21 protein-coding genes are annotated in these 25,823 nt (G+C 71.5%); 7 read left to right on the forward strand and 14 right to left on the reverse strand.

Annotation, left to right across the window (positions count from 1 at the left end; translation table 11 throughout):
• Window positions 1-712: 712 nt before the first annotated feature.
• Both AB0E94_RS32900 and AB0E94_RS32905 read left to right on the forward strand, forming a co-directional pair.
• Window positions 713-1,546, forward strand: coding sequence for an ATP-binding protein (locus tag AB0E94_RS32900; RefSeq protein ID WP_360334378.1), 834 nt, complete (start codon window positions 713-715; stop codon window positions 1,544-1,546).
• On the forward strand, window positions 1,543-1,878 hold the full coding sequence (locus AB0E94_RS32905) for an STAS domain-containing protein (RefSeq protein ID WP_360334381.1): 336 nt from the start codon (window positions 1,543-1,545) through the stop codon (window positions 1,876-1,878). The genes AB0E94_RS32900 and AB0E94_RS32905 overlap by 4 nt, the downstream gene beginning before the upstream one ends.
• 547 nt (window positions 1,879-2,425) lie before the next feature.
• Here AB0E94_RS32905 and AB0E94_RS32910 read toward each other — a convergent pair.
• The 3 genes from AB0E94_RS32910 to AB0E94_RS32920 are packed head-to-tail and all read right to left on the reverse strand — an operon-like array spanning window position 2,426 to window position 5,344.
• Window positions 2,426-3,187, reverse strand: a complete 762-nt coding sequence (locus tag AB0E94_RS32910) for a hypothetical protein (RefSeq protein WP_360334384.1) — start codon at window positions 3,185-3,187, stop codon at window positions 2,426-2,428.
• A 33-nt stretch (window positions 3,188-3,220) separates the two neighbouring features.
• Window positions 3,221-3,610, reverse strand: a complete 390-nt coding sequence (locus AB0E94_RS32915) for a VOC family protein (RefSeq protein ID WP_317792200.1) — start codon at window positions 3,608-3,610, stop codon at window positions 3,221-3,223.
• 9 nt (window positions 3,611-3,619) lie between these two features.
• Window positions 3,620-5,344, reverse strand: a complete 1,725-nt coding sequence (locus AB0E94_RS32920; RefSeq protein ID WP_360334387.1) for a long-chain fatty acid--CoA ligase — start codon at window positions 5,342-5,344, stop codon at window positions 3,620-3,622.
• A gap of 90 nt (window positions 5,345-5,434) precedes the next feature.
• Between AB0E94_RS32920 and AB0E94_RS32925 the strand changes: the two genes are divergently transcribed.
• Window positions 5,435-6,217, forward strand: a complete 783-nt coding sequence (locus tag AB0E94_RS32925) for an inositol monophosphatase (protein ID WP_360334390.1) — start codon at window positions 5,435-5,437, stop codon at window positions 6,215-6,217.
• On the opposite strand, the gene AB0E94_RS32930 is transcribed toward AB0E94_RS32925, so the two are convergent.
• The 8 genes from AB0E94_RS32930 to AB0E94_RS32965 all read right to left on the reverse strand — a co-directional run bounded on the left by AB0E94_RS32930 (window position 6,214) and on the right by AB0E94_RS32965 (window position 17,019).
• Entirely contained in the window at window positions 6,214-6,864 is a 651-nt protein-coding gene (locus tag AB0E94_RS32930; protein WP_360334393.1) for an FHA domain-containing protein, read from the reverse strand. The two genes, AB0E94_RS32925 and AB0E94_RS32930, sit on opposite strands and share 4 nt — an antisense overlap.
• On the reverse strand, window positions 6,864-8,129 hold the full coding sequence (locus tag AB0E94_RS32935) for a VWA domain-containing protein (protein WP_360334395.1): 1,266 nt from the start codon (window positions 8,127-8,129) through the stop codon (window positions 6,864-6,866). Before AB0E94_RS32935 ends, AB0E94_RS32930 begins: the two co-directional genes overlap by 1 nt.
• 12 nt (window positions 8,130-8,141) lie before the next feature.
• Window positions 8,142-9,260 carry a PP2C family serine/threonine-protein phosphatase gene (locus AB0E94_RS32940; protein ID WP_360334398.1) on the reverse strand — a complete coding sequence of 373 codons (1,119 nt, stop codon included), beginning with the start codon at window positions 9,258-9,260 and terminating at the stop codon, window positions 8,142-8,144.
• 19 nt (window positions 9,261-9,279) lie between these two features.
• Entirely contained in the window at window positions 9,280-11,577 is a 2,298-nt protein-coding gene (locus AB0E94_RS32945; protein WP_360334401.1) for a tetratricopeptide repeat protein, read from the reverse strand.
• Window positions 11,574-12,773, reverse strand: coding sequence for a hypothetical protein (locus AB0E94_RS32950; RefSeq protein WP_360334403.1), 1,200 nt, complete (start codon window positions 12,771-12,773; stop codon window positions 11,574-11,576). The genes AB0E94_RS32945 and AB0E94_RS32950 overlap by 4 nt, the downstream gene beginning before the upstream one ends.
• 40 nt (window positions 12,774-12,813) lie before the next feature.
• Window positions 12,814-13,785 carry a glutamate ABC transporter substrate-binding protein gene (locus AB0E94_RS32955; RefSeq protein ID WP_360334406.1) on the reverse strand — a complete coding sequence of 324 codons (972 nt, stop codon included), beginning with the start codon at window positions 13,783-13,785 and terminating at the stop codon, window positions 12,814-12,816.
• 257 nt (window positions 13,786-14,042) lie between these two features.
• Window positions 14,043-15,287: a hypothetical protein gene (locus AB0E94_RS32960; protein ID WP_360334409.1), complete on the reverse strand. Its 1,245-nt coding sequence runs from the start codon at window positions 15,285-15,287 to the stop codon at window positions 14,043-14,045.
• A gap of 184 nt (window positions 15,288-15,471) precedes the next feature.
• Entirely contained in the window at window positions 15,472-17,019 is a 1,548-nt protein-coding gene (locus AB0E94_RS32965) for a long-chain fatty acid--CoA ligase (protein ID WP_360334412.1), read from the reverse strand.
• 171 nt (window positions 17,020-17,190) lie between these two features.
• On the opposite strand from AB0E94_RS32965, the gene AB0E94_RS32970 reads away from it, so the two are divergent.
• Window positions 17,191-18,411: an HDOD domain-containing protein gene (locus tag AB0E94_RS32970; protein WP_360334414.1), complete on the forward strand. Its 1,221-nt coding sequence runs from the start codon at window positions 17,191-17,193 to the stop codon at window positions 18,409-18,411.
• A 339-nt stretch (window positions 18,412-18,750) separates the two neighbouring features.
• Here AB0E94_RS32970 and AB0E94_RS32975 read toward each other — a convergent pair whose 3' ends face one another.
• Together AB0E94_RS32975 and AB0E94_RS32980 are read right to left on the reverse strand one after the other, a co-directional pair.
• The gene (locus AB0E94_RS32975) at window positions 18,751-21,384 is read right to left on the reverse strand and encodes an FtsX-like permease family protein (RefSeq protein WP_360334417.1); all 2,634 of its coding nucleotides are present in this window, start codon (window positions 21,382-21,384) and stop codon (window positions 18,751-18,753) included.
• Window positions 21,381-22,136 (reverse strand): ABC transporter ATP-binding protein, encoded by a 756-nt coding sequence (locus AB0E94_RS32980; RefSeq protein ID WP_360334420.1) that lies wholly within the window; start codon window positions 22,134-22,136, stop codon window positions 21,381-21,383. The genes AB0E94_RS32975 and AB0E94_RS32980 overlap by 4 nt, the downstream gene beginning before the upstream one ends.
• Before the next feature lie 110 nt (window positions 22,137-22,246).
• Between AB0E94_RS32980 and AB0E94_RS32985 the strand changes: the two genes are divergently transcribed.
• On the forward strand, window positions 22,247-23,485 hold the full coding sequence (locus AB0E94_RS32985) for a sensor domain-containing protein (protein WP_360334423.1): 1,239 nt from the start codon (window positions 22,247-22,249) through the stop codon (window positions 23,483-23,485).
• A gap of 239 nt (window positions 23,486-23,724) precedes the next feature.
• Window positions 23,725-24,366 (forward strand): response regulator transcription factor, encoded by a 642-nt coding sequence (locus AB0E94_RS32990; RefSeq protein ID WP_360334426.1) that lies wholly within the window; start codon window positions 23,725-23,727, stop codon window positions 24,364-24,366.
• 50 nt (window positions 24,367-24,416) lie between these two features.
• On the opposite strand, the gene AB0E94_RS32995 is transcribed toward AB0E94_RS32990, so the two are convergent.
• On the reverse strand, window positions 24,417-24,653 hold the full coding sequence (locus AB0E94_RS32995; protein ID WP_360334429.1) for a hypothetical protein: 237 nt from the start codon (window positions 24,651-24,653) through the stop codon (window positions 24,417-24,419).
• On the opposite strand from AB0E94_RS32995, the gene AB0E94_RS33000 reads away from it, so the two are divergent.
• On the forward strand, window positions 24,654-25,046 hold the full coding sequence (locus AB0E94_RS33000) for a hypothetical protein (RefSeq protein WP_360334432.1): 393 nt from the start codon (window positions 24,654-24,656) through the stop codon (window positions 25,044-25,046).
• Window positions 25,047-25,823: the final 777 nt, after the last annotated feature.

Here is a 25,823-nt window from a genome sequence, read left to right on the forward strand (position 1 = left end):
CCGTCTGTCGCCGGTGTTCGGTCGGCGTGGTCGCCGGCGGGCGGCCGGACGTGGTCGCCGGTGTTCGGCCGGTGTGCGACGACCAGCGCACACAATGCTGCAATGTGCGATTTCATCCTCGCCGGGACGACGATGGGCGCACACGGACGGCACAACGTGTGCGCCTGTCCCCGTCGGAGCGAAGCAGGCGCACACGATCGGCGAACGTGTGCGCTGACCATTGCTGCGCCCAGGCGAACGTGTGCGCTGACCACCGTTGCGGGCGGCGGGCCCGCCCTCGGCAGTCCGCTCCCGGCATCACCCCTGGGCGGCCCCGTCCACGGCCATGAGACCTCGCGATGATCTTGCGGAGTTCGGTGGAGATGACGCTGACCAGGACGAACGCAAGACTCACTTCGGCTGCGGGCCTGACCTGCAATGTCGCTTCACAAATGGCGAAACTCGAGGGGCACACCTGTCTCGCTGAACTCCACAAGATCGGCTGGCGCGTCGGCGGTTGCTCACGGCGTTGTGACTCGGGCCACGTGGCTGCTGTCTGTCCTGCGGGGTGAGCAGCGGCCACGGGTGCCGGGTGCCGGAGCGATCGTCGCGGATGGTGAATCTCCGTTGACGCTGTCATTCGCATGATTCAAGAATTGCGGCGGCGGCATTGACGGGGTTCAACTGTTGTCGCGGCGCACCGCGAGACACCGGAGGTCCGGGAGTAGGGGACATGAGCGCGGGCTCACCGCATCTGATCGGGTGGTCCGGTGACGCGGTGGCGGACTCGGTGCTGGCGGTCATCGACGCGGACACCGCGGTCATCGAGCTCACGGTGTGGGGCGGCTGGGACCGGCGGCTCTCCGCGCAGGCCCGCATGGTCCTCGACAAGTGCCTCGCCGAACATCCCACCGGGGTGATCGTCGACCTCCAGCACCTCCGCGACCCACACGCGGTGAGCGCCCCGCTATGGCTGACCGCCTGCTCCCAGGGCGCCGCCATGGAACCGCCGATCGCCATCGCGGTCTGCGTTCCGGCGAACACCCCACTGGCCCGCCGGCTGCGACGGCTCGGGGCGCGCGACTGGCTCGTGCTGCACGCGACGGTTCCGCAGGCCCGGGCCGCGCTCGCCGGCGGGCATCCGCTGCCGGACCGGATGCACCTGGCGCTGCCACCCGACCCGGGCGCGGCGTTGCAGGCCCGTTCCCTGGTCACCGAGGCCTGCACCGGCTGGGGTCTCGGTCATCTGTGTGAACGGGCAAGGCTGGTCATTTCCGAGCTGGTGGTGAATGCCGCCGAGCACGCGGGTACCGATGTCGAGGTGATCGTGTCGGTGCGCGGCGCCGGCTCCGGGGCAGCGCTGCATCTGGCCGTCTACGACGGTGACACGGTGCTGCCCCGGGTACGTGACCCGGTTCCGGGGCCGCTCGGGCCGTCGCTGTCCGACCGTGGCCTCGGCCTGCGGATCGTCAGCGCGGCGGCCTCGTCGTGGGGTGCGCTCCCGGCCCGCGGCGGCAAGCTCGTGTGGGCCATCGTCCGTTCCCGGCCGGAGGAGGCACCCTGGTGAGAGCGACCCGGATCGACGGGGCACGCGACGGCGACCGTCTGCTGATCACCCTGCACGGCAGCCTCGACGCGGTGTCGGTGGACGCGTTGCAGACCCAGCTGTACGACCTGACCCGGGTGCACGATCTGATCGGGCTGAGCGACCCGGTCCGGCAGATCCACATCAACGTGGCCGGAGTGGACTTCTGCGACGCGGCCGGGCTGCGCATGCTGGTGGCGGCCCGGCGGGTGGCGGAGTCCCGCCAGGCCACCTGCCATCTGCACGATCCGCAGCCACACCTGCGCTGGCTGCTGCACGCCACCCGGGCCGCCGACCTCTTCGACGACCCCTGACCAACCGGCTGGAGAGCATCCGGTCCATCGGTGCCGGTCACGGCGACGCTGCGACATCGTCCCGCACATGCCCACCGGCCGTCGCTCAGCGCGGTAATGACGCTGGTTTTCGGGTGGTGAGCGACGGCTGGTGGTCTTCAATGCCACTTAGCTTAAGTTGATCTTGCTCGGGCGCACTTCGGGTTCTAGGGGGCTTGACCTGCACGCATGCGGCTGCGGCATGAATTTGTGGCCGCGCCGGCCGCCGACGGTACTCGCCGAGAACCTGCAGTTCACAGCCTTGATCAACTTAAGCTAAGCGGCATTGGGTGGTCTTGGCCGTCGCTCAGCGCGGTTGTGGCGCTGGTTTTCGGGTGGTGAGCGACGGCTGGTGGTCTCGGCCGTCGCTCAGCGCGGTTGTGGCGCTGGTTTTCGGGTGGTGAGCGACGGCTGGTGGTCTCGGCCGTCGCTCACCGCGGTTGTGGCGCTGGTTTTCCGGTGGTGAGCGACGGCTCGTGGTCTTGGCCGGCGCCGACAGGTCCGACCGTGGCGAGGGCGGGCGGGGGAATCAGTCGTAGTAGAAGTCCATTGCCTCGCCGTAGTTTGCGGGCTTCTTGATGCCTGACGGCTTGCCGTGGCCGCTCAAGGTGGTGGTCATGTTCAGCGCGCCTTTGCTGTCCTTCAGCGTCACCTTGATCGACGTGACCCAGCCGCCCGGGTTGGTGGTCGCCGTGAAGGTGGCGTTACCGCCGAACAGCACCGAGATCGCCGGGGTCCCGACCGGCAGGAAACCCTCGTTGAAACGGTCGCCTTCGATGTCCAGGGTGCCGCTGTACGTGTTCGGCCCGGTGCTGGCGACCGTGTCCACCGCTTCCACGAAACGCGACATTCCAGTCGGGTCGGTCATGTCGTACGCGTACAGTGAATCCTTTTTGATCTTTTTGAGGTTGAGGTGGACCCAGGTCTCGCCGTCCTTGGAGCGGGAGTAGAGGTCGGTGCCGACCACGATCCGCTGGGCCGAGCCGTCCCCGGTCAGCTTGTACTTCACCGAGATCCGCTTGGCTTTCGGGTCGTAGACGCCGGAGCCGGTGATCTTCTTCTTGTCGGGCACGTCGCCGCTGGTGGCGAAGCGGTAACTGGTGCTCCTGGACTTCTCCAGCGCGGCCAGCAGCAGCTCGCGGGCGTCCGGCCCGGTGGGGCTGGGCGAGGCCTCGACGGTGGCCGACGGCGACCCGATCGGAACGGCGGCCGGCGCCGGAGTGGACGGGGTGGTGCATCCGGCGGCGAGCAGCACGGTGGCGGCGGCCAGGACAGGGTGGTACGACTTCAAGACTTCCCCCATGATCGATTTGCGGCGGTGAGCCTAATCGATCGACGGCCAGGTGCGCGCGGTGGTTTCGAACAGATGTTGATCACTCTGCACCGGCACCACGCAGAGCAGGTGGCCGCCGGGCGCCCGCAACGTCTTGTGGCCGCCGTGGTCGGCGACCATGGTCGCGCCGAGCGCCAGCAGCCGCGCCGTCTCGGCCGGCACGTCATCGGTCTCCATGTCGACGTGGTAGCGGGGCGCGTCGTCGACCGACTGCACGTCCACGGCCAGGCCGGGCAGCGCGCCGACCAGGGCGATGAACTCCTCCTCGCCGGGCACCGGAGTGGCGGTGGCGCCGAACGCGCCGGCCCAGAACGACGCGGCGGCCGGCGTCTCGGCGGAGGGGGTGTCGATGAAGATCCCGAAGAGGCGGCTGCGATGCATGATCACACCCTACTGATAGAGACTGTCCAATTGCGACCGGTAGCGGTCCTCGGCGGCCCGCCGGCGGATCTTCATGGACGGGGTGAGGATGCCGCTCTCCACGTCGAGGTGGTGGTCGAGGATCACGAACTTCTTGATCGTCTCCCACGAGTTGAGGCCGGCGTTCAGCTCGTCGACGGCGCGGGAGATCTCCGCTCGCACCTCGGATGAGGCCACGAACGCGGCGTAGTCGTCCGAGCCGGGCCGTTTCGCCGCCTCGTCGGGATCCAGGTCGATCAGGGCGGTGATGTACTTACGGTTGTCGCCGTGCACCACGATGTGACCGGCGAGCGGGCACAGCGCCTTGAACCTCGTCTCGATCGCCTGCGGCGCCACGTACTTCCCGTTCGAGGTTTTGATCAGGTCCTTCTTGCGGTCGGTGATCCGCAGCGAGCCGCGCTCGGTGATCTCGCCGATGTCGCCGGTGTGCAGCCAGCCGTCGACCAGCACGTCGCCGGAGTCGCGGTGGTGGTAACCGCTCATCAGGCCGGGGCCGCGCAGCAGGATCTCGCCGTCCTCAGCGATCCGCACCCGGGTGCCGGGCAGCGGGCGGCCGACCGTGCCGTACTCCGGGGCGTCCGGCCGGTTGAAGATCGTCGTGGCGCACGACTCGGTCAGGCCGTAACCCTCGGCGACCGGCAGGCCGATCGCGCCGAACCAGGCCGCGATGTCGGGGGAGAGGGCCGACGCGCCGGAGATGAAATAGCGCATCCGGCCGCCGAACCGGGCCCGCACCTTCGCCAGCACGAGCCGGTCGGCCAGCCGGTTGCGGTGCCCGGCCCGGACCGCCCACGCGAACAGCCGGCCCTTGAGACCGCCGCCGACCGTGGCATTGACCGCCGCATACACCTTCTCGAAGATCCTCGGGACGGCCGGCATGATGGTCGGCCGCACCTCGGCGAGCCGCTGCACGATCCGGCTGACGTCGCCGTCGACCGCGAACTCGAACCCGACCGACAGCTGGCAGGCCAGCAGCGCCTTGCCGAACGCGTGCGACAGCGGCAGCCACAGATAGCCGACGTCGTCGGGCCGCACGATGCCCATCGCCTGGATCGCGAGCCCCTGATAGACCCACGCGCCGTGGGCGATCCGCACGCCCTTGGGCTTGCCCGTGGTGCCGGAGGTGTAGATCAGCGTCGCCAGGTCATCGGGCCGGACCGCTGCGGTCGTCCGGTCGACCAGCTGCGCGTCGACGCCGAGGGCGTCACGGCCGCGGGCCCGCAGCTCCGCCAGCTCGCCGAAGAGGATCACCTGCTCGACGTGCGGCGCCACCTTGGCCCGGTGCTTCTCGTCCTCGACGAACGCGAACCGGCTGCCCGAGTCGGTCAGGATGTGCGCCACCTCGTCGGCCGACGACGACGGGTAGACCGTGGTGGTCGCGCCGCCCGCGCACATCACCGCGAAGTCCGCCTCGATCCACTCGACGCGGGTGGCCGAGACGATCGCGACCCGTTCCTGCGATCGCAGGCCCATCGCGATCAGGCCGGCGGCGATCTCACGGACCGCTTGCGCGGTCTCGGCCCAGGTCTGCGGGACCCACGGTCCGCCGCCGGCTCCCGGTAGCCTTCGATAGGCGACTTCAGCTGGGGTACGGCCGGCGCGCGCCAGGAACATCGCGCCGAACGACGGCGGACCGTCCTGCCGCAACTCGGTGAGCAGTGATTCCTCGGCCGCGGGGGCGGTGCACTCGGTCACGCGAACTCCTCGATGGGTGCGGTGATTTTCTCATGAACTTGTCGGCTCAGCCGACCACCCCCGAGCGGCGCCCCGGGCAGGATGGAGCTCGTGGCCGACTACGTTGATGATCTGGAAATCGCCCATGCCGCCGCGCTCGCCGGCGCCGCCGAGGGGCTGCGGCACTTCGCGGCCCTCGCTGACCTGCCCCGCGAGCTGAAACAGGACGGCAGCGTGGTGACCGCCGCCGACCGGGCCGTCGAGGACCGGATCCGCGAGGTCCTGGCCGGCGCCCGCCCCGCCGACACCGTCCTCGGTGAGGAGCACGGGGAGACCCTCGGCGCCGAGGGCCGCCGGTGGATCATCGACCCGATCGACGGCACCCACCTGTTCGTCGAGGGTGACGACCGCTGGCTGGTGCTGATCGCCCTCGAGGAGCGGGGCGAGGTCACCGTCGGGGTCGCGGCGCTGCCCGCCCAGGGGCAGATCTTCTGGGCGGTGCGTGGCGAGGGGGCCCGGCAGGCCGGGGTCGTCGACGGCCGGATCACCGGCGAGCAGAAGATCACGGTCGCCGGCGGCGGCCCCGCCGGTCTGGCGTCGAGCCGTCTCGGCGTGGTCCCCGACTGGGACCGCGACGACGTCGCCGCCCTCATCGACGTCGCCGACGAGCGGCCCTGGTCGCTGCATCCCGGTCTGCTGGTGGCCCGCGGCGACCTGGACGTCGCCGTGCAGACCAGCGGCAAGATCTGGGACTTCGCGGCCACCTCGCTGATCGTCACCGAGGCCGGCGGCGACTACCGCGGGCTGGACGGGCGGACCACGCCCGGCCCGGGGGCGTCGCTCTACAGCCGTAGCGCTGAGATCGGCGACGCCGCCCTGGCCGTGCTCCGTTAGACCGGCGCGTGCAGGGTGATGGTGGTCCAGGCGCCGACGTGCACCTGGTCACCGTCCTTCAGGGTGCGTGACTGGCCGGAGCCGAGCGGCTGGTCCTCGTCGTTGATCCAGGTGCCGTTCGACGAGCCCACGTCGGACACCAGCCACGTGCCGTCGGTGCTGAACGTGAGCAGCGCGTGGTTGTGCGACACCCCCGGATCGGACGGCTCGGCGCCCAGGTCCACCTCCGGTGAGGTGCCCTTCGACGTGCTGCGCCGCCCGATCCGGACCTGCGGCGGCGCCAGCTCGATCGTCTGCGGGACCGCCCCGGCCGGGAAGGCCACGCCCTCGATGTCGTTGAGTGCGAAGTAGTCCGGGTCGGGGACGACGGTCGCCGTCCACGGGCCGGCCGGCGCCACCACCGGCGGCGGGTCGATCTGCGGGACCCGGCCGGTGCTGTGGTCGTACCCGCAGTCCTCGCAGAACCGGAACGGGCCGCTGCGTGGATAACCGCAGTTCGGGCACTTCTCCTTGACCGGTGCGGCGGTCTGCTCGCCGGCCGGGACGGTGACCAGCGGCACGGTCGGGACAGCGCCGTCGATGCGTGTCCCGCACGTGTCGCAGAAGTCGCCCTCGGCCGAGGCGTGACCCTTCGGGCAGGTGTACATCACTGGCCGCGCCCCACCCGCACGGTCTTCGTCGAGCGGGTGTCCAGGGCCATCTCGTCCTCGGCCGCCACCTTGCGGCGCAACCGGACCGTGCCGGTCACCGGGTCCTCGATCTCGACCACCTTGGCCAGCAGCTCCTCGGTCGCCTTGTTGCCGCTGGCGTGGGCGAGCTGCGCGGCCCGGCCGAACTTGATGGTCGCGGTCCGGTCGTCGCCGGCCTCCCGCGCGGCCAGGCCGGCCTGGATCGCGTCGGCCAGCTCGGCCTGCCCGGTGTAGTGGGCGACCTGCCGGTTGATCCGGGTGGACAGGGCGGTGTCGTCCGTCCACACCGCCCGGATCAGGCCGCGGGCGTGCTCGGTGTCGCCCTCCATGATGTGCACCCGGGCCGCCAGCATCTCGTCGCCGGACGCGCCGGCCGGCACGTCCACGCAGATGTGGTAGTCACGGCTCTCCTGGCCCCACGAGCCGAGCGGGTAACGGCCGGCCCGCGGCCCGTCCTCGACCCGCTTGCCGGTCAGGTCGGCGACCTGCGGCTCGACCTGCTTGACGAAACGGACCGAGGCGTTCACCGGGGTCCACACCTTCAGCTGCACGTCGGCCGAGGTCTTGCCCATCGCCGCGGTGATCATCTGCTGGAAGGAGGCGGTCAGCTCGGTCGGGCGGGCCACGATGTCCACCGTGCCGAGCATCCTGTCGGCGATCTTGCGGAGCTCGGCGACCTTCCAGTTCGCGCCGACACCCCGGCAGTCGCAGATGAACTGCTCCTTGATCTGGTCGAGGACGCTGTCCAGGTAGCCGTACCGCTCGCCGTTGTCGCCGTCGGTGAGCAGGATGGCGTGCTTGATGTCACCCGGCCGCTGCGCGAACAGCTGGGCGGCCAGCAGCAGCCACGCGCCCATCGCGGTGCCGCCGTTGGCCTGTAGCCGGTCGATGGACTGGGCGGCCGCGGCCCGGGTCTCCGGTGAGGCGACCGCCAGCTGGCCCGGGGCCGGGAACAGCTGCTGGGCGGTGCTCACCCCGGCGATGATGGCGAAATTGACACCGTCGTCGATGCACTCGACGGCGGCCTTGGCGGCCTGCCGGGCGGCGCCGATCCGGCCTTCGGCCTGCATCGACCCGGACGCGTCGACGATGATGATCTCGGTCGCGCCACCGGTCCGGCGGCCGCCCTCGCCACCTGTCGACGTGACGGTCACGATCGCGTTGACTTCGCTCGCACCCAGGGCGAGGTACTCGTTCTGGAAGGCCTCGGCGGTGTACGACACTCTCGGGACTCCTTACGCGTTGGTGGTGTCGAGGTCGGTGGTCTCGGGTTCCGGTTCGGTGACCGCCGGGCGGACCGGGATCACCGCGACCGTGATGTTGTCGGCGCCGCCGGCCGCGTTCGCGTACGCGACCATCGCCCGTGCCGCGCCGAGCAGGCTGTTCGCCGATTTCAGGCACTCCCGTACCAGGTCGCCGAACTCGCCCGGGTCGACCAGGTAGTTCCACAGGCCGTCACTGCACAGCAGCAGGTGCCCCGGCTCGGTCGCGGTGAACGACCGCACCCGCGGCCGGACCGGCCCGGCGTCGGCGCCCAGCCAGGCGGTGATGGCGTGCGCCTTCGGATCGTTCATCGCGCTCACCGGGTCGGCGCCCATCGCGATCACGTGGGTGGCCCACGAGTCGTCCTCGGTGAGCTGCTCGGCCGGTCCCTCCGGGCCGAGCCAGTAGACCCGGCTGTCGCCGACCCAGCCGTAGCCGACGTGCGGGCCACGGACCGCGGCGGCCACGATCGTGCAGGCCGGGTTCGCGGCGGCGCGGCGCGGGTCGCCGGTGTGCGCCAGCGAGGCGACCGCAGCGGCCGCCCCGGTGATGGCGTGCGCGACCGCGCCGGCCAGGCCGACCGCGCCCGGCGGCCGTTCCAGGCCCTCCAGGTCGACGGTCTCGTCCGGGTTCTCCGCCACGAACGGCACGTCCGGGTGCCGGGCGCCGGCCAGCAGCTCCCCAGCCGCGCGGACCGCGATGTCGGAGGCGGCGTCCGGGTCGAACGAGGCCGACACCCCGTCGGAGACCACCACGTCGGCGGCGTCCTCACCGACGGCCAGCCACATGGCGTCCTCGTTGCGGTGGTGACGGCGGCCACGGTCGCTCACCGCCGCCCCGGACACGCCGCCGTCGGCCTCCAGATGATCGCGGGACCGGCCGGCCATCATGCCGCACTCCTCGCAGTACCCGTCGTCGCCCACGGAGCCCGCCGCTCCGCACCGCATGCAGTCCTTGCGGGCCGCCGTCGGGGCTTCGGCGGCGACCTCGGGGACGGGCGGTTCGGCGAGCCTACGCCCGCACACCTCGCAGAAGGTAGCGCCGGAGGCCAGCTCGTCCTCACAGGAGGAACAGTCGGTCGTCAGGGTCATGAGCGCGGTTCCGCCCCTCTCACGTACGCGTCCGCGGCCGTACCGCGTTCGCCAGGTCCACCAGGCGGATCTTCTCCGTGCCGTGCGTCGCCCGGGCCATCTCCCGGTACGCCGACTCCAGCGCGAACCGCACGTCCCGTTCCGGCTGCCGCTCGGCCGGTTCGCCGCCGATCACCGTGGCCAGATCGGCCCCGGCGATCTTGGCGCCGCCGCCGAGAGTACGCAGCACCTGCTCGAGCAGTTCGGCCCGGAGGGTGGCCAGTTGCGCCGCCTCCACCTCCAGCCGCGAGATCAGGCCGGCCGCGGTGGTCAGCGAGCCGACGTCGACGACCGCCTCCCGGTGCGACCGGACCAGCGCCCGGATCGCGCCGACCTGCGAGATCGGGTACGCCGAGGAGGTCCCGGGCACCCGGTTGTACGCCTCCACCGCCCCGGCCCGGTCCCCGCTCGCCAGCCGGCAGCGGGCCAGCCCGGCGGCCGCCGTCGTGTACGCCGGATCGGTGCGGCTGACCACGTCGTAGTACCCGCACGCGGCCGCCGCATCCCCGGCCAGCTCGGCGGTGAACCCGAGAGCCAGCTGCGGGGCCAGCTCGCCGGGCAGCGCCGACCACACCGCGTCGAACCGTTGCCGGGCCCGGCCGTGGTCGCCGGTGGAGAGCGCGAGCAGGCCGTCGTACCAGTCCACCCGCCAGTCCGGGTCCATCGTGTCGCGGACCGCCGCCGCCGACTCGGCGTCACCCCGGTCGATGTGCGCCCGCATCTGCCGCAGGCCCACCTCGGGCGAGTCCTGCGGGGCGGTCGCCAGCTGGGCCAGCACGGTGGCCGGGTCGGCGGCGGTGATCGACGCGATCATGCCGGCCGCCGGGTCGCCCAGGTCGACCAGCGGCATCGGCAGGTCCTGCCAGCGGGCCCGGTCGTCGCGCAGGTCGGTGCGCAGCTCCCCGGTGAACTGCCGGGAGATCGCCGGATGCGGCGTGCCGCCCTCGGCCAGGACCTGCCGCAGCACGCCCAGCATCTGCTCGGCCATCTCGGCGGCGTCGGCGAACCGCTGGTCCGGTTCGGTGTGGGTGGCCTGCCGCAGCAGCCGGTAGAAGCTCTCGTGCTTGCGGTAGACGTCGAACTCGCCACGGTCCGGCAGGCTGTGCGCGAACGTGCTCTGATAGCCGCGGAAGTCGGTGGTGAGCACGGCCAGCGTACGGCCGATGGTGTAGAGGTCGGACTGCGCGGACGGGCCGTCGGTGGCCATCTCCGGCGCCTGGTAGCCGACCGTGCCGTAGATCGCCGCCTCCTGGTCGTCGACGTGCACCACGCCGCCCAGGTCGATCAGCTTCATCTGGTCGCCGGACTGGATCACGTTGTCCGGCTTGAAGTCGCAGAAGATCAGGCCACGGTCGTGCAGGTAGCCGAACGCCGGCATGATCTCCAGCACGAAGGCGAGCGCCTGGTCGACCGGCAGCGGGTCGACCACGCCCTTGTCGCGGCGCTCCTTGAGCAGATCCTTGAGCGACTTGCCGCCGACGTACTCCATCACGATGTAGCCGGCGCCGTCGTGCTCGACGAAGTTGTAGATCTTGACGATGTTCGGGTGCTCGACCTCGGCCAGGAACCGCCGCTCGGCCACCGCGGCCGCCAGCGCGTCCTCGTCACCGGAGTTGAGCAGGCCCTTGAGCACCACCCAGCGGTCCGACACGTTCTTGTCGACGGCCAGGTAGACCCAGCCCAGGCCGCCGTGCGCGAGCGGGCCGACCACCTCGTACTGCCCGGCCACCAGGTCGCCCTTGGCCAGTTTCGGGGTGAAGTTGAACGCCTCGCCACAGTTGGCGCAGAAACCCGACGAGCGGGCCGGGCGGTCGCCGCGGGCCCGGCCGACCGGTTTGCCGCACTTCGCGCAATACCGCTTCGACTCCGGCACCTCGGCCACGGACATCACCGCGGTCGCCGGATCCGCGGTGCGGATCGGCGCGATCTCCACCAGGCCGCCACCGAACCGGCGAGCCGATCCGGTCCGGGAGCTTCCGGAGGTCCGGCCACTTCCTCTGGTACGGGTGGACAGCGCGCTGGTGCTGCGGGTCGAGGCGGCGGTGCCCTGACGTGGCGCGGGCGCCGCCGGCGCGCCGCCCACCGGGGCCAGCCCGCACGTGTCGCAGTACCCGTCCTCGATGGTCCCGTCGCAGCCGGCACGCGCACACCCGCCGGAGACGGGGGCCGCGACCGGGGTCGCCGGAACCGGAGTGGGCGCGGCTACCGGCGCCAGACCGCACTCGTTGCAGTAGCCGTCCTCGATCGTGCCGGAACAGTTGGGTCGCTGGCAGGTCATCGGGCCTCCCGGGCGGCGATGGTGGCGGAGAGGGCATCCTGGTACTTCTCGACTGCGGCCCGCGCCGCCGCGAGATCACAGGGCGCGTGATGCAGGGTGTCACGTGCTGTCTCGGCGAGCGGGCTGAGCACCGGGTCCTCGCCGAGCCCACGGCTCAGCGCCTTGGCCCGGAAGGCGTCCAGGCGGCCACGCAGCTCGTTGCGCTCGGCGAGCAGGCCGGTGTGGTGGGCCTGCGCCGACCGCAGCGCGGCCAGCCGTTCCCGGGCCTGCCGGTTCCAGGCCGACAGACGGGGGCTGATCAGCGCCCAGTGCCCGGCGGCTGCGAGCGCGTCGATCGCCGCGAGCTCCGGGCGCGGGTCGGTACCCCGTACCGTAATGATCTTGTCTGGTGGGAAACGCCCGGCGACCGCGTCGCGGGAGGCGTCCGCGGACGTCTGGGCCGCCTCGATCTCGGCGACGACCGACCGGGCGTCGCGCAGCCGCTGCGACAGCGAGGCCCGCAGCTCGGCCGCGGAGGTCCGCTCCGCGTCCGCCCGGGCGATCAGCGTGCGCACCCGGTCCAGGCCTGATACGTCCGCGCCCAGCGGATCCGACAGCAGCGTGCCGGTCAGATCGCCGAGCAGCCGGTCCGCCTCGTCGAGCAGCCGGAACGTCTCGGCGGCCAGCCCGCCGGCGGTCTGCCGGGTCAGGTCCCGCACGTGCAGCAGCGCGTCGGCGGCCTCGGCGGCGGCCGGGGTCGCCCGCCGCCACGCGTCGCCGGCGCTCGTGACCACCGCGACCGCCGTCGCGAACGCCGCCTCCATCGCGGCCAGCAACTCCGCCGGAGTGCTGGTGGAGGTCACCTGGCCGGAGCCGAGGAGCCCGCGCTGCGCCAGCGGAACCGTCGCCGTCGACAGGGTGATCGAGCTGCCCAGCACCTCGTGCTGGAACGCGGCCCGGTCGGCGTCGCTCATCCGCCGCTGCGAACGCAGCGCCCGCGCCCGGTCGATCACCTCGCCGAGCTGCCGGTGGCCCTGCCAGAGCCGGGCCAGGGCGTCGCCGGCGTCGGCCCACGCGGTCGCGGTCCGGCCGGTCAGCTGGATCCGGCCCAGCTGTTGACGGTCCGGGTTCTGGTCCAGTTCGACCAGGTTCGCGGCGATTGCGGCGACCGCCTTCTCCAGGCGCGCCAACTCGGTCTCGGCGGCAAGCATCGTCATCATCGGCACCGTGCCGGCTCGGTCTCGGCGGCATGCGTCGTCATCGCGGGCACCGTGGATCGGCTCCGGCCGGCGGGCATTGCATGTAGCGTGCCGCGGGCGGTTGCGGGGCCGGGCCGGAGGCGCCCAGCCAGCGGTCGTAGACCTTCGCCCAGGTGCCGTCGGAGCGCATCCGCTCCAGCACCGCGTTGACGTACTCGGTGAACTCCCGATGGTCCTTGGCGATCGCGATCCCGTACGGCTCCTCGGTGAACCTCGGGCCGACCACCTTCGCGTACGGATCCTGCGCCGCCAGCCCGGCCAGGATGGTGTCGTCGGTGGAGACCGCCTCCGCCTCGCCCTGCTGGAACGCGACCAGGCACGACCCGTAGTCGGCCCGGGTCACCCGGACCGGCGGCGGGTCGACCTTCGCCAGATTGTCCAGCGACGTCGAACCGGACACCGCACAGACCGGCCGGCCGCCCAGATCCTCGATCTTCTGCACCGGCGAGTCCTTGCCGACCAGCACCCGCTGCCCCGACTCGTAGTAGACGGTGGAGAAGTCGACCTTCTCCCAGCGTGCGCAGTTGGTGGTCATCGTGCTGATCACCAGGTCGACGGTGCCGTCGGCGACCCGGTCCATCCGGTCGGCGTTCGCCACCACCCGGATCTCCAGACGATCCGGGTCGCCGAAGATCGCCCGCGCGATCTCGCGGCCCATGTCCACGTCGAAACCCTCGATCTTCGCGGTGAACGGATCACGCGAACTGAACAGCACATTGCCCTGATTGGTGCCCAGGATCAGCCGGCCCCGGTCCTTGATCGTCTGCATGTGGCTGCCGGCCGTGATCTGGGTGCCCTTCGTCGGCCGGAAGCTCGCCCGCGCATCGCAGGACGGCGCGGTCGCGGTCGCCGGCACGCTCGCCGACGGCGTCGCGCTGGCCTCCGGCTTCGCCGTCGTCTCCGGTCCGGCGTCGGTGCAGGCGGCCAGCCCGGTCACGGCGAGGGCAAGAGCCATTACGGTACGGATCACCGGCGCCCTTCCTACCCGGCCCGCTGTCCTGCCCTCGCCTTGTGCACCGCGGCCTTGTGCGCCGCGGCCCTGCACTTCGCGGTCTGGCACTTCGCGGTCTGGCACTTCGCGGTCTGGCACTTCGCGGTCTGGCACTTCGCGGTCTGGCACTTCGCGGTCTGGCACTTCGCGGTCCTGCATTCCGTGGGCCTGCACTTCGCGGTCGTGCATTTCGTGGGCCCGCATTCCGCTGTCCTGGCCGGGAGTCTCGCTGCCGCTCACCTGTACTCCTCCAGCCTGGCTCGCAGTCCCATCATCGCGAACACCGCGATCGCCAGTGCCAGCAGCGGGCCGAGGACGGTCAGCGCGCCCAGCCCACGCCCCGCCGAGCGGACCTCGTCGTCGAACGCAGCCCGCCGATCGGCGATCGCCTCGCCCAGAACCGTGGTCAACCCGTCGAACGTCGTCGCCGTCCCCTCGCTGACGGCCAGCTTCACCGCGCCCTCGTAGTCGCCGTTGTCGTCCAGTTTGCGGATCTCGTCATGAATCGCCAGGTAGGCGTCGTGCTGTTGCGCGGCTTTCGTCATCAGCCCGGCCACGTCGTCGAACTCCGGCCCGGACACCACGAACTGTTCCCGCAACTGCGCGAAGTCCTTCTCCAGCGGGCCCTTTCCGGCCCGCGCGGCCAGGGTGAGCGCCTCGTCGGCCCGCTCCCGCAACACCAGGTTCCGAGCCTCGGCCAGCGCCTCCGCGGGCGCCGAGCCGTCGCGGTCGGCGCTGGTCAGCCGGGCCTGCTGGTGCGCGAAGACCCCGGTGCAGACCAGGGCCAGCAGCACGGTCAGCCCGGTCGCGGTCAGCAGCGGCACGTTGAACGTGCGATGGGTGGTCCGGCTCAGGTGCGCTTGCGCTGCGATCAGCGCCGCCCCCAGGACCACCCCCAGGACCAGCAGCAGCATCAGCCACCAGGAGCTGCGCGAGTCGGTGTAACCGTCGGCGGCCTCCCGCCGGGCCTGCTGGAACAGCGCCTGTGCCTGCGGCTGCAATGTCTCCCGGTTGAGCTGCGAGGCGGTCGACAGGTAGGACGCGCCGACCGGCTTGCCCTGCCGGTTGAGGGCCCGCGCGGTGGCGACCAGCGCCGTGTAGTCGCCGAGACCGGTCGAGATGCTCCGGATCGCCTCGGCGCCCTTGCTGCCCTCCGGCACCCGGCGGGCAGCCGAGGTCAGGGCGGTCGCGGCGGCGGCGAGCTTCTCGTCGTAGCGGCGGGTCAGCTGCGGGGGCTCCAGCCCCCCAGTGATGAACGCCTGGGCCGCGGTGGCGTCGGCGTCGGCGAGCGACGACCAGACGGTCTCCGCCTCGGCGAGCAGCGGCTGGGCGCGATCACGCAGATCGGCGGTGCCGGTCGCGGCCGAGCTGGCGGTCAGCCCGGCGACGAGGCCGGTCAGGGTGGCCAGGACGAGCAGGACGGCGAGCAGCAACTGAAGGCGGCCGGGCGAGGTGTGCCGTAGCCCTGCGAGGCGGGTCAACGCCGCACGTGGTGGCGCCTGAACTGCTGTCACGCTGTGTCGCCTCTCGCTGTGGGATCGCACGTCCACTGTGCGTTATCGGCGCAAGCTTCCCGCCGGCCCGCCACGGCGATTCCCGCCACCTCGCCGCTGCTGAACGAGGCGCCCGGCGGGGACCGCCGGACGCCTCGTCTCGCGGAGTCGATCAGCTCAGCTCGCGCTTGAGCAGTTTGCCGGTCGCCGTCATCGGCAGCGACTCGACGATCTTGACGACCCGAGGGTACTTGTAGGCGGCCATCTGTTCCCGGCCCCAGGCCACCAGTTCCTCCTCGGTGGCCGTGGCGCCCGGCTTCAGGATCACGAACGCCTTGATCTCCTCGCCGTGGCTCTCGTGCGGCACGCCGATCACCGCGGACAGCGACACCGCCTCGTGGGTGAGCAGGACCTCCTCGATCTCCCGCGGGTAGACGTTGAAACCACCCCGGATGATCATGTCCTTGGCCCGGTCGACGATGTAGTACCAGCCGTCCTTGTCCCGGCGGGCCAGGTCACCGGTGCGGAACCAGCCGTCCCGCATCACCTCGGCGGTCGCCTCCGGCCGGCCGATGTAGCCGCGGAAGATGTTGTGGCCGCGGATCGCGATCTCGCCGATCTCGTCCGGGTTGTCGACGCTGTTCCAGTCCGCGTCGATCAGCTTCACCTCGACACCCCAGATCGGGATGCCGATCGAACCGGGACGTGGCTCGTGACCCGGGGCACTGAACGTCGCGACCGGGGAGGTCTCGGACAGGCCGTACCCCTCCAGGATGGTGACGCCGAACCGCTCCTTGACCGCCTTGATGATCTCCACCGGCAGGCTGGAGCCGCCGGACACCGCGATCCGCATGTTCGCCGCGATCCGCTCGACGTCCACGCCCTCCTTCAGCGCGTTGAGCAGCCCCCAGTACATCGTCGGCACACCCGCGAAGAACGTGACGTTCTCACTCTGGAGCAGCTGAACCGCCGCATCCGGGTCGAAACGGGGCAGCAGCACCAGCGTCGACGCCGTGGAGAAACCGGCGTTCATGTTCACCGTCGAGCCGAAGGAGTGGAACAACGGCAGCACCAGCAGATGCGTGTCGGTGGCCGGCTGCGTGCCGAACAGCCGGTTGCAGGTCAGCGCGTTCAGCACCAGGTTCGAGTGGGACAGTTCGGCGCCCTTGGCCTGACCGGTGGTTCCGCTGGTGTACAGGATCACCGCGGCGTCGGTCTCCGACCGCTGCACCGTCTCGAAGACCGGCGACTGCCCGGCCAGCCCCGCGCCCATCGTCTCCGCGCCCTCGATCGGCGACGCTGCCGCCGGGTCCGCGGTGATCAGGAAGAAGTGCTCGGTGCTGTCGACCTCGTTGAAACCGGCGAAACCCTCGGCGCCCATCGGCAGCTCCGGAGTGCCCTGGAAGCAGAAGTACGCCTTCGCGCCGGAGTCACGCAGGTGATAGGCGATCTCGCGGCCCTTGAGCAGGACGTTCAGCGGCACCACGACCGCGCCGGCCTTGAGGATGCCGTAATAGACGATCGGGAAGTACGGAAGGTTCGGGCAGGTCAGCGCGACCTTGTCACCAGGCTGGATGCCACGCGACCGGAGGAGTCCGGCCACCTGATTCGCCGCTGCGTTCACCTGCGCGTATGTCAGACGCTGCGGGCCGAGCACCACAGCGGCGCGCTCCGGGTGGTTACGGGCGCTGTCCTCCAGAAGCACGGAGAGGTTGAGCATGTGGTGGAACCCTTCTTACCGATGAGTTGTGACGGCTGTCTCATCCCAACATGCGTGGCGGCGCCGGTGGAAGGCTCCGTTTCGCCTTTGTTTCATCGCGTCTTTCTTTAGGTCGGCTGCTTGTCTGCCGAATGCACCGGCGTGGGAATCCCGGTGTTGGATGCGGTACACGTGGGACGTCAGCCGATCTTCGACGTCCAGGGCGTCGTCGTGGCTTACGAACTGCTGTTCCGTGGCCGTATGGACGACGTCGCGTCAGGGCGGCAGGACACATACGCCACCAGCGCCGTCATGGTGAACGCTTTCACCGAGTTCGGTATCGCCGAAGTGGCCGGCAACCGGCCGTGCTTCATCAACCTCACCCGTGAGTTCGTGACCGGGCGGCTCCCGTTGCCGTTCGGCCCCGAACAGGTGGTGCTCGAGGTGCTGGAGACGGTCCATGTCGACGACGAGGTGATCACCGGGCTCACCGCCCTTCGTGAGGCCGGATACAAGATCGCACTCGACGACTTCGTCTGGGGCTCCGGTCACGAGCAGCTCCTCGGCCTCGCGTCGTACGTCAAACTCGACCTCCTCGACGGCGACCTCAGCCGCCTCGACGAGATCGTCGCGGCGTGCCGCGAATATCCCGGCATCGAGCTGGTCGCCGAACGCCTCGAGACCGAGGAACAGGTCGCCATCGCCGACCGGTACGGCATGGAGCTGCGGCAGGGGTACGCGCTGAGCCGCCCCCAGGTCCTCAGCACCCCCAGCCTGTCCCCGTCCCGGCTGCGCCGCCTCGAACTCGTCGCCGCCCTGATGTCCCCCGACGTGCCGCTCGAGAAGATCACCTCGATCATCGTGAGCGACCCGGCCCTCGCCCTGCGCGTGCTGCGAGTCAGCAACTCGGTGGCGGCCGGCGTGGTCAGCCGCATCTCGTCGGTCCGGCAGGCGGTCATGCTCGTCGGCCTCAACCGGATCCGCCGCTGGGCCACTCTGATGGTCGTCGACGACGTCGCCGAGGCCCCCGAGGAGCAGCTCCTCACCGCTCTCGCCCAGGCCCGTCTGTGCGAGAGCCTGGCCCCGCGCTTCCGTGCCGACCCGGGCGCCGCCTTCGTGGCCGGCCTGGTCACCGGCATGGCCCGGCTGATGGCCATGACCCCGGCCGCCATGGCCGAGCAGCTGCCCCTGACCACCGAGGTCTCCGACGCCCTCACCGTGGGTTCGGGCCGCCTCGGCGACGTCCTGCGGGCGGTCCGCGCCTACGAGGAGGGCGAATGGGGCTCCGGCGACCTGGCGGGCCTGTCCCTGGACGCGATGCGCTGGTCCACCCGGACCCTCACCGCGGCCCACCGCTTCTCTCCGAGCCCCACCAAGCGCCGCCGGGGCCCAGCAGCCCCCCGCCCCGTCTGACCGTCCCACGCCAAGCCTCTTCTCGTTGCTGTGACCAGCTGTCACTTGCACGGACCGTCGGGCCGTCACTTCCACGGACTGTCGGGCCGTCACTTTTCACTGACCAGCGGGCCGTCACGTTGACGGACCATCGGGCCGTCACTTTCAAGGAGCAACGGGCCGTCACCTTCACGGACCATCGGACCGTCACCTTCACGGACCAGCCGGCGGCTACCAGCCGGACTTCCCGGCCGTCCGCCGATCCCGCCGTCCCCGGGCGGCACGCCGGTCCGGTGTTCGTGCTTCGCCGTGCCTGCGAGCCGGGCATTCTGGGGTGAGCGTTCCTTGGCACCCGGCCGTCTAGGAATCGCTGCGTCTGCCTCGGAGGATCGGGAACGCGGCGGCCAGAACCGCGAGAGCCGCACAAGCGGTGGTGACCGCCGCGGTCGCGCCCCATGGCAGGACCAGGTCGATGTCGCGGCCGATCTCGTCCTCCACCGCAGCCCGGACTCCGGCCAGCGAGACAACCGCGACCAGCCCGCCGAGGACCGCCCCGGCCGCGACCGCCAGCAGCGCCTCCGCGGCGACGACCCGGAGCACCTGGCCGGTCCCGGCCCCGGCGAGCCGAAGCGCCCGGAACTCGCCGTGGCGAGCCGCCGTCGCCATCAGCAACGTGTTGCCGACCGCGATGGCGGTGTACCCCGCGGAGAGCCCGATCAGCGCCAGCAGGAACAGGTCGATCAGGCGGCCTTCCTCGTCGATCTCCGCCATGACGAACTCGTGGATCGCGACACTCTGCGCGCCCGGAACCGGCACGGCTTCCCGATCGAGCATGATCATGCTGGTCAGAGCATCCGGGTCATGCCGCCGGACCAGCTCCTGCGGAACGCTGGTCTCGTCCGCCACAGCCTGCACCGGCAGCCGCGCCTCGGCCCCGTCGGCGAACCGGACCGTCACCCCATCACCGGCTCGCACGCCCAGCTCCGCGGCACTGAGCCGGTCGAGCACCAGGGAGTCGCCACGCCCGGTCGCATCCCGTCCGGCGGTCATGTCGCCGTGGGTGATCAGCAGACGAGTGGTGAACGCCGGTTCGGCCCCCTGAGCGGTGACCGCGGCTGCCGACAGCCCGGGCGTGCCGTCCGGAACCAGCACGTTGCCGGCCGGGTAACGGGCGGTCTCGTCGATGCCGGCTGCCACCTCGATCGTCGCGACCGTCCCGGCGAGCAGCACGGTCAGCCCCACGGTCGCCAGCACCGGAGCCGCTGTCGACGCGACCCGGCGAACCCCGGTCAGCGTTCCCTCCCGGACCAGCATTCCGGTGGCGGTGTCCCGCCATGGGCGAGCCACCACCCGAACCAGCGGAACGATGAGCACCGGCGACAACAAGGCCGCCCCCGACAGCAGCAGCATCGCGGCGCCCAGCCCCGCCGAGCTGCGTGTCTCCAGCGGCAGCGACGGCATCGCGGCCAGCAGAACCCCGCCGCCGATTCCGCAGAGGACCCCCACCACCCAGCGGGTAGGCGTCATCGACCGGGGGTCGGCGGACGCCTCACGCAGCGCGTCGAGGGGAGCGATCCGGCTCGCCCGCCGGGCCGCGGCCGTCACCCCGCCCAGCGCCACGATCAGCCCGAGCAGGACCGCCCCGCCCAGTGCCGCGGGCTGCCATGTCACGGTGAAACCGGCAGGCTCCAGTCCGTTGCTGACCATCGGGCCGGCCAGCAGGGGAGCGGCCGTCATCCCGGCGGGCGCGCCCAGCAACCCGGCGATCAGGGCGATCAGAGCCGTCTCGGCATACATCATCCGCCGCACCTGCCCCGGCGTCGCACCGACCGCCCGCAGCAGCCCCAGCTCGCGCCGTCGTTGTGCCGCACTCAGCGCACACGTCGACGACACGACGAACACGGTCGCGAACGCGCCCAGCGTCACCAGCGCGATCAGCAACTGCGCGCCGATCCAACGGATCCGGGTGACGGAGTTCGGCTCCAGCGCGTCCCGCTCAGCGCCGGCCCGGACCACCCCCTCCGCCGCCACCACGGCGGCCGCCGCATCGGTCACCCGTTGCGGATCCCCGCTCACCGTCAGCCCGATCACCCGAACACCGGACGCCCGCCTCGCGGCCTCCCGGTCCGCCACATAGAACCCAGGACCGTCCACGGTCCCGGTGACCCGCCACTCCTCCGGCCCGGCCGAGGTGAGCACCGTAACCGACCCCGCGGCAACCGCTGCCTGCCACTCTCCGCGGACACTGGTCGAGCCACCATTCTCACTGCGGCGAGCTTCGGGTGTGTCACCGCTCCTGCTGGCGCCGGTGGTCGCGTCGCCGTTTCCGGCCTGAGCAGAATTCGTGCCACCGTCGGCCCGCCCCTGGCCGGGACCAGTTGTGCTGCCGTCGGCCTGCTCCTGGCCGGAACCAGTTGTCCTGCCTCCGGCCCGCTCCTGGCCGGGATCAGTCGTGCTGCCTCCGGCCCGCTCCTGGCCGGGACCAGTCGTGCTGCCGCTTCCCTTCCCGTCGGGAGCAGCGATGGCGGTGGTGATCTCGCGAGGATCCTTACCGGTGCCGATCACCACCTCACCGGGAGCAGTTGGGGCGCGGCCGTCGGTCAGGCGGTAGCCGCCGAGGGCCGCGGACGACCAGGCGTGCCCGTCGAGCAGGGCAGCCTGGGCGTCGCCGGTTGGCCGGCCCGACTCCAGGCGCTGCACGTAGAACCATGGATCAGGGACGGCCGCCGTCACCCCCTCCAGTTCAGCCAGCCGGGTGGCAAGAGCGGTCGCCTGTGCCGGGGTCCAGGACCGCCGGTCACGGTCGTCACCGGTGCCCGGGTCGGGTGGCGTGATCAACACTGGTGCCAGGTCATAGCGGGCCGGCGCCTGTGGCTGCGAGCTCAGATGGAGCGCCGCCGACCCGGCGACGACCGCGACCCCCAGGAACACCGCCACGAACGTGCCGGCGAAACTCGCGAACCGGTGCCGGACCATCGCCCACGCCGCGCTCACCGGGTCACCACCGTGTGCTGGGCGTGGGCGATGTGCAGGGCGATCCGCTCGGCGCCGGCCGCGCCGGGCAACTCGTCGAACACGCGGCCGTCGGCCAGGAACAGCACCCGGTCGGCGGTGGCGGCGGCCAGCGGGTCGTGGGTCACCATCACGATCGTCTGCCGATGACGGTCCACCGCCTCGCGCAGCAGGCGCAGCACGGCGGTGCCGGACGCCGCGTCGAGCGCTCCGGTCGGCTCGTCGGCGAAGAGCACCGCCGGCCGGGACACCAGCGCACGGGCGATCGCCACCCGCTGCTGCTGGCCACCGGAGAGCTCGGACGGCCGGTGCTCCTCGCGGCCGGCCAGACCCACCTCGGCCAGCACCGTGGTCACCGCGCCCGGCTCTGGACGGCGCCCGGCCAGGCGCAGTGGCAACGCCACATTCTGCGCCGCGGTCAGCGCCGGAACCAGATTGAACGACTGGAAGACGAAGCCGACCCGGGCACGCCGCAGGCGGGTCAGCGCCCGCTCGGTCAGGCCACCGACCGGCACGCCGTCGATGACCACCTCACCGCCGGACAGCCGATCCAGCCCTGCCGCGCAGTGCAGCAGTGTGGACTTGCCCGACCCGGACGGGCCCATGACCGCGGTGAAGGTGCCCGGCTCGAACCGGGCGTCCACCCGGTCGAGAGCCGTCACCGCGCGCTCGCCGGTCCCATACGTCCTGGTCGCCGCCCGTAGCTCGACCGCTGGTGTTGCGTGATCCGTCATGCCGACCAGCAAACCGGCTCGGCGGCCCCGGCACAGTCACGCGGAGTCCACACTCGAAGGTAAACCCAGCACTACCGACACCGGCCCGGCCGCCCGGTAGCGTGCCGGTCATGCAGCCCCGCAACGCGCTCGAAGCGCTCACCCTGCGGCCGACGGAGCTGTTGCGTTCGTCCTGGCCATGGCGTTCGCTCGCCTATCTGGCGAGCGGCTCGCTGCTCGGTGCGGCGACCATCGCGGCGGTCGTCGCCATGCTCGTCGTCGGCACCCTGCTGGCCGCGGTGGTCGTCGGCGTCGCCGGTTACGTGGGGTGTCTGCTCTCCGGCATCGTCGTGGCCCGTGTCGAGCGGCGCCGGCTCCGCCTGGTCGACCACGACGAGCTGCCCGACCCGCACCTGCCGCCTCCGCGGGCCGGCCTGCGGGCCTGGGTCACCCTGCGGTTGCGGGAGGAGGCGACCTGGCGAGAGCTGTTCTACGCGGCGCTCGCGGCGGCGATGCTGAGCTGGATGGACCTGCTGGTCCTGGTCGGCGTGGCCTACACACTGCTGATCTCGATCGGCGCACCGTGGACCATCGCCGACGAGCCGCTCTCGTCCACCCTGCCGGCCACACTGGCCGGGCTGCTGCTCGGGCCGATCCTGATCTACCCGGTGATCGCCTGGGCGGGTGCGCGCGCGGCGATGGCCAGGGCCATGCTGACACCGCCCGACGAGGCGCGGCTGAGAGAGCTGACCCGTTCGCGGGCGCGGCTCGTCGACGCCTTCGAGGTGGAGCGCCGGCGCATCGAGCGCGACCTGCACGACGGTGCTCAGCAGCGGCTCGTCGCGCTCAGCATGCAGCTCGGCATGGCCCGTCTGGAGGTTCCGGCCGACGCGCCCGGGGCCGAGCCGCTCGCCGCGGCACACCTGCTCGCCAAGCAGGCACTCACTGATCTGCGGGAGCTGATCCGGGGCGTCCATCCGAAGGTCCTGACCGATCGCGGCCTGGCCGCGGCCGTGGGGGAGGTCGCATCCGTCGCACCGTTGCCCGTCGACCTCGACCTGCGCCTACCCGGGCGGCTGCCGTCGGCGGTCGAGGTGACCGCCTACTTCGTGGTGTCCGAGGCGCTGACCAACGTGGCCAAGCACGCCGGCGCCGAGCGGGCGGGGGTCGAGGCATTCCTGACCGGCCGGCGCCTGATCGTGCGGGTCCACGACGACGGGCGGGGCGGCGCCGACCCGGCAGCCGGTTCCGGTCTGATGGGGCTCGCCGACCGGGTTGCGGTCCTCGACGGAACGGTAAACCTGTCGAGTCCGGCCGGCGGCCCAACGCTGCTGCGCGTGGAGATCCCGGTGCCGGAGCCGACCGGATGAGGGTGGCCATCTTGGGAAGGCGTGATCGGGAGGCGGCCGGATGAGGGTGGTCATCGAGGGGGGCGGCGTGATCGGGCGGGAGGCGGCCGGATGAGGGTGGTCATCGAGGGGGCGGCGTGATCGGGCGGGAGGCGGCCGGATGAGGGTGGCCATCGTGGGGGACGGCGTGGACGGGCGGGAGGCGGCCGGATGAGGGTGGTCATCGTGGGCGGTGGCGTGATCGTGCCGGAGGCGGCTGCATGAGAGTGGTCATCGCTGAGGATGGCGTGATCGTTCGGGAAGGGGTGGCCGGCATGCTGCGGCGGTTCGGGCACGAGGTGGTCGCTGCGGTCGGGGATGCCGTCGCCCTGCGTGCGGCGGTTGCCGAGCACCGGCCGGACGTGGTCGTCACCGACGTGCGGATGCCACCCGGGTTCAGCGACGAGGGTCTCCAGGCCGCCATCGAGATGCGGAAGGCCGATCCGAAGCTTCCGGTTCTGGTGCTCAGCCAGTATGTGGAGCAGACCTACGCCGCCGAGCTGATCGATTCCGGATACGAGGCGGGCGTCGGGTACCTGCTGAAGGACCGCATCGGTGAGGTCGCCGAGTTCGTCGACGCGCTCGAGCGGGTGGCGGCCGGGCGCACCGTGGTCGACCAGGAGGTCGTCCGGCAGTTGCTGGGCCGGCGTCGTGACCCGCTGCACCGGCTCACCGCCCGCGAGCGCGAGGTCCTGGCGCTGATGGCCGAGGGACGCTCGAACACCGGCATCGCCCGGGAACTCGTCGTCACCGAGGCCATGGTCGCCAAACACATCAACAGCCTGCTCGCCAAACTCGAACTGCCGCCGGACAGCGACGACCACCGCCGGGTCCGCGCCGTTCTCGCCTACCTGCGGGGCTGATCACCGTGCCTTCGAGAGCGACCAGAGAATCGTCTGCGGGCGGCGGTCAGTCACCAGGACGCCCGGTCGGCGGTGATCTCGTCGCCGACGGTCACGGTGATTGTGGCGAGCAGTCCGGCGGACAGGTCGAACCGGTCTCGAGGGACCACGTTGAGCAGTCCGCCGGCGGTGGGCTGGGGGTCCTCGACGGGGGCCAGGCCGGCGGCCACCTGGCCGGCGATCTGTTCCGGGATGTAAAGAGGGCCGGAGTAGGTGACGGTTCGGCCGCCGGCGAGGTAGCCGCCCACGTGGACCGAGGTGGTGATCTGGACGGGCTTTCCGGGTTCGCGGCCGGGGTGGACGGTGCGGAACTCGGCGTAGCCCTCGGGGTCGGTGACCTGAGCGCCGCGGAGTTCGCCGTCGCCGTCGGGCTCCCGGTGCCGGAGATCGACAACGGCCGCCGCGACCGGGGCACCGTCGAATGTGTCAAGTACCCGGATTCGCAGCATCAGCGGGACGCCGGGGTGGTCGCCGGCAATGTCGCGGCGGACGAGTTCCAGGGGGAGCGTGCCGGTCTGGCCGGGTTCGGCGACGGGGAGGCGGGCCGGCTGTGGCCCTCTGGTTACCGGTCGCGGCACCGGCCTGCTGATGACCGGCGTGCTCCGGCTCTCCTCGTTGCGCACGGCAAACCCCCGCTGTAGATCACGTCAACGGAGTTGATCTTCGCAGGAGAAATGCGGATTCAGGGGGCTTTTGAGTTATTTGTCCGCTGTGGCAGGGGTGGCTTTCCGTAACAAGCGGCGCGCACACTGCCTGGCAAGGCGTGGCCACGCTCACCGCCCTGAGCGTGGTCGATCCGGACCGCCTGGCCGGAGTGCGGTCCCACCGGGACGCTTCCACCCGAGTGTCCCGGAAACGCTGCGGGCGGGCGGGGCGTTGCCGCGCCCGCCCGCCTGCAGCGCGTTCGCCGATCCAGGGCCACTGATCATGCCGCATGTGGGGCCGGATTCGACCAGTCCGAGCGCTCAGTCGACGCAGATCCGCCGCCGGTCACCACACAACCCGCAGCCAGCGACATGTGGATGCCTGTGGTCCGGAATACGCCACAGGTCGCCACGCACTCCCGCTGCCGACGATGTGCGGTGCCTTCAGGCCCGGATTGCGCCGCAGGTTGCCACGCACACCCGCGGTTGCCGATGCGTGGTGGTCTGTGGTCCGGATTGCGCCACGGGTCACCCACGCAGTCCGTGGGTGGCGGCGCGTGGTGGTCTGTGGTCCGGATTGCGCCACGGGTCACCACGCAGTCCGTGGGTGGCGGCGCGTGGTGGTCTGTGGTCCGGATTGCGCCGCAGGTTGCCACGCACACCCGCGGTTGCCGATGCGTGGTGGGGGGTGGGGGGGGGGGCGCCCCCCCCCCCCCCCCCGGGGGGGGGGGGGGGGGGGGTGGTGTGGCCCGCCCCCGGGGACGGGGGCGGAGA

The sequence above is a fragment of the Actinoplanes sp. NPDC026670 genome (assembly GCF_040638175.1).
Taxonomy (GTDB): Bacteria; Actinomycetota; Actinomycetes; order Mycobacteriales; family Micromonosporaceae; genus Actinoplanes.

What these genes read in the sequence shown, in the direction of transcription:
- AB0E94_RS32900 (WP_360334378.1), top strand. Translation starts at nt 713, where the DNA reads ATGAGCGCGGGCTCACCGCATCTGATCGGGTGGTCCGGTGACGCGGTG.
- AB0E94_RS32915 (WP_317792200.1), bottom strand. Translation starts at nt 3,610, where the DNA reads ATGCATCGCAGCCGCCTCTTCGGGATCTTCATCGACACCCCCTCCGCC.
- AB0E94_RS32930 (WP_360334393.1), bottom strand. Translation starts at nt 6,864, where the DNA reads ATGTACACCTGCCCGAAGGGTCACGCCTCGGCCGAGGGCGACTTCTGC.
- AB0E94_RS32940 (WP_360334398.1), bottom strand. Translation starts at nt 9,260, where the DNA reads ATGACCCTGACGACCGACTGTTCCTCCTGTGAGGACGAGCTGGCCTCC.
- AB0E94_RS32945 (WP_360334401.1), bottom strand. Translation starts at nt 11,577, where the DNA reads ATGACCTGCCAGCGACCCAACTGTTCCGGCACGATCGAGGACGGCTAC.
- AB0E94_RS32950 (WP_360334403.1), bottom strand. Translation starts at nt 12,773, where the DNA reads ATGACGATGCTTGCCGCCGAGACCGAGTTGGCGCGCCTGGAGAAGGCG.
- AB0E94_RS32965 (WP_360334412.1), bottom strand. Translation starts at nt 17,019, where the DNA reads ATGCTCAACCTCTCCGTGCTTCTGGAGGACAGCGCCCGTAACCACCCG.
- AB0E94_RS32980 (WP_360334420.1), bottom strand. Translation starts at nt 22,136, where the DNA reads ATGACGGATCACGCAACACCAGCGGTCGAGCTACGGGCGGCGACCAGG.
- AB0E94_RS32985 (WP_360334423.1), top strand. Translation starts at nt 22,247, where the DNA reads ATGCAGCCCCGCAACGCGCTCGAAGCGCTCACCCTGCGGCCGACGGAG.
- AB0E94_RS32990 (WP_360334426.1), top strand. Translation starts at nt 23,725, where the DNA reads ATGAGAGTGGTCATCGCTGAGGATGGCGTGATCGTTCGGGAAGGGGTG.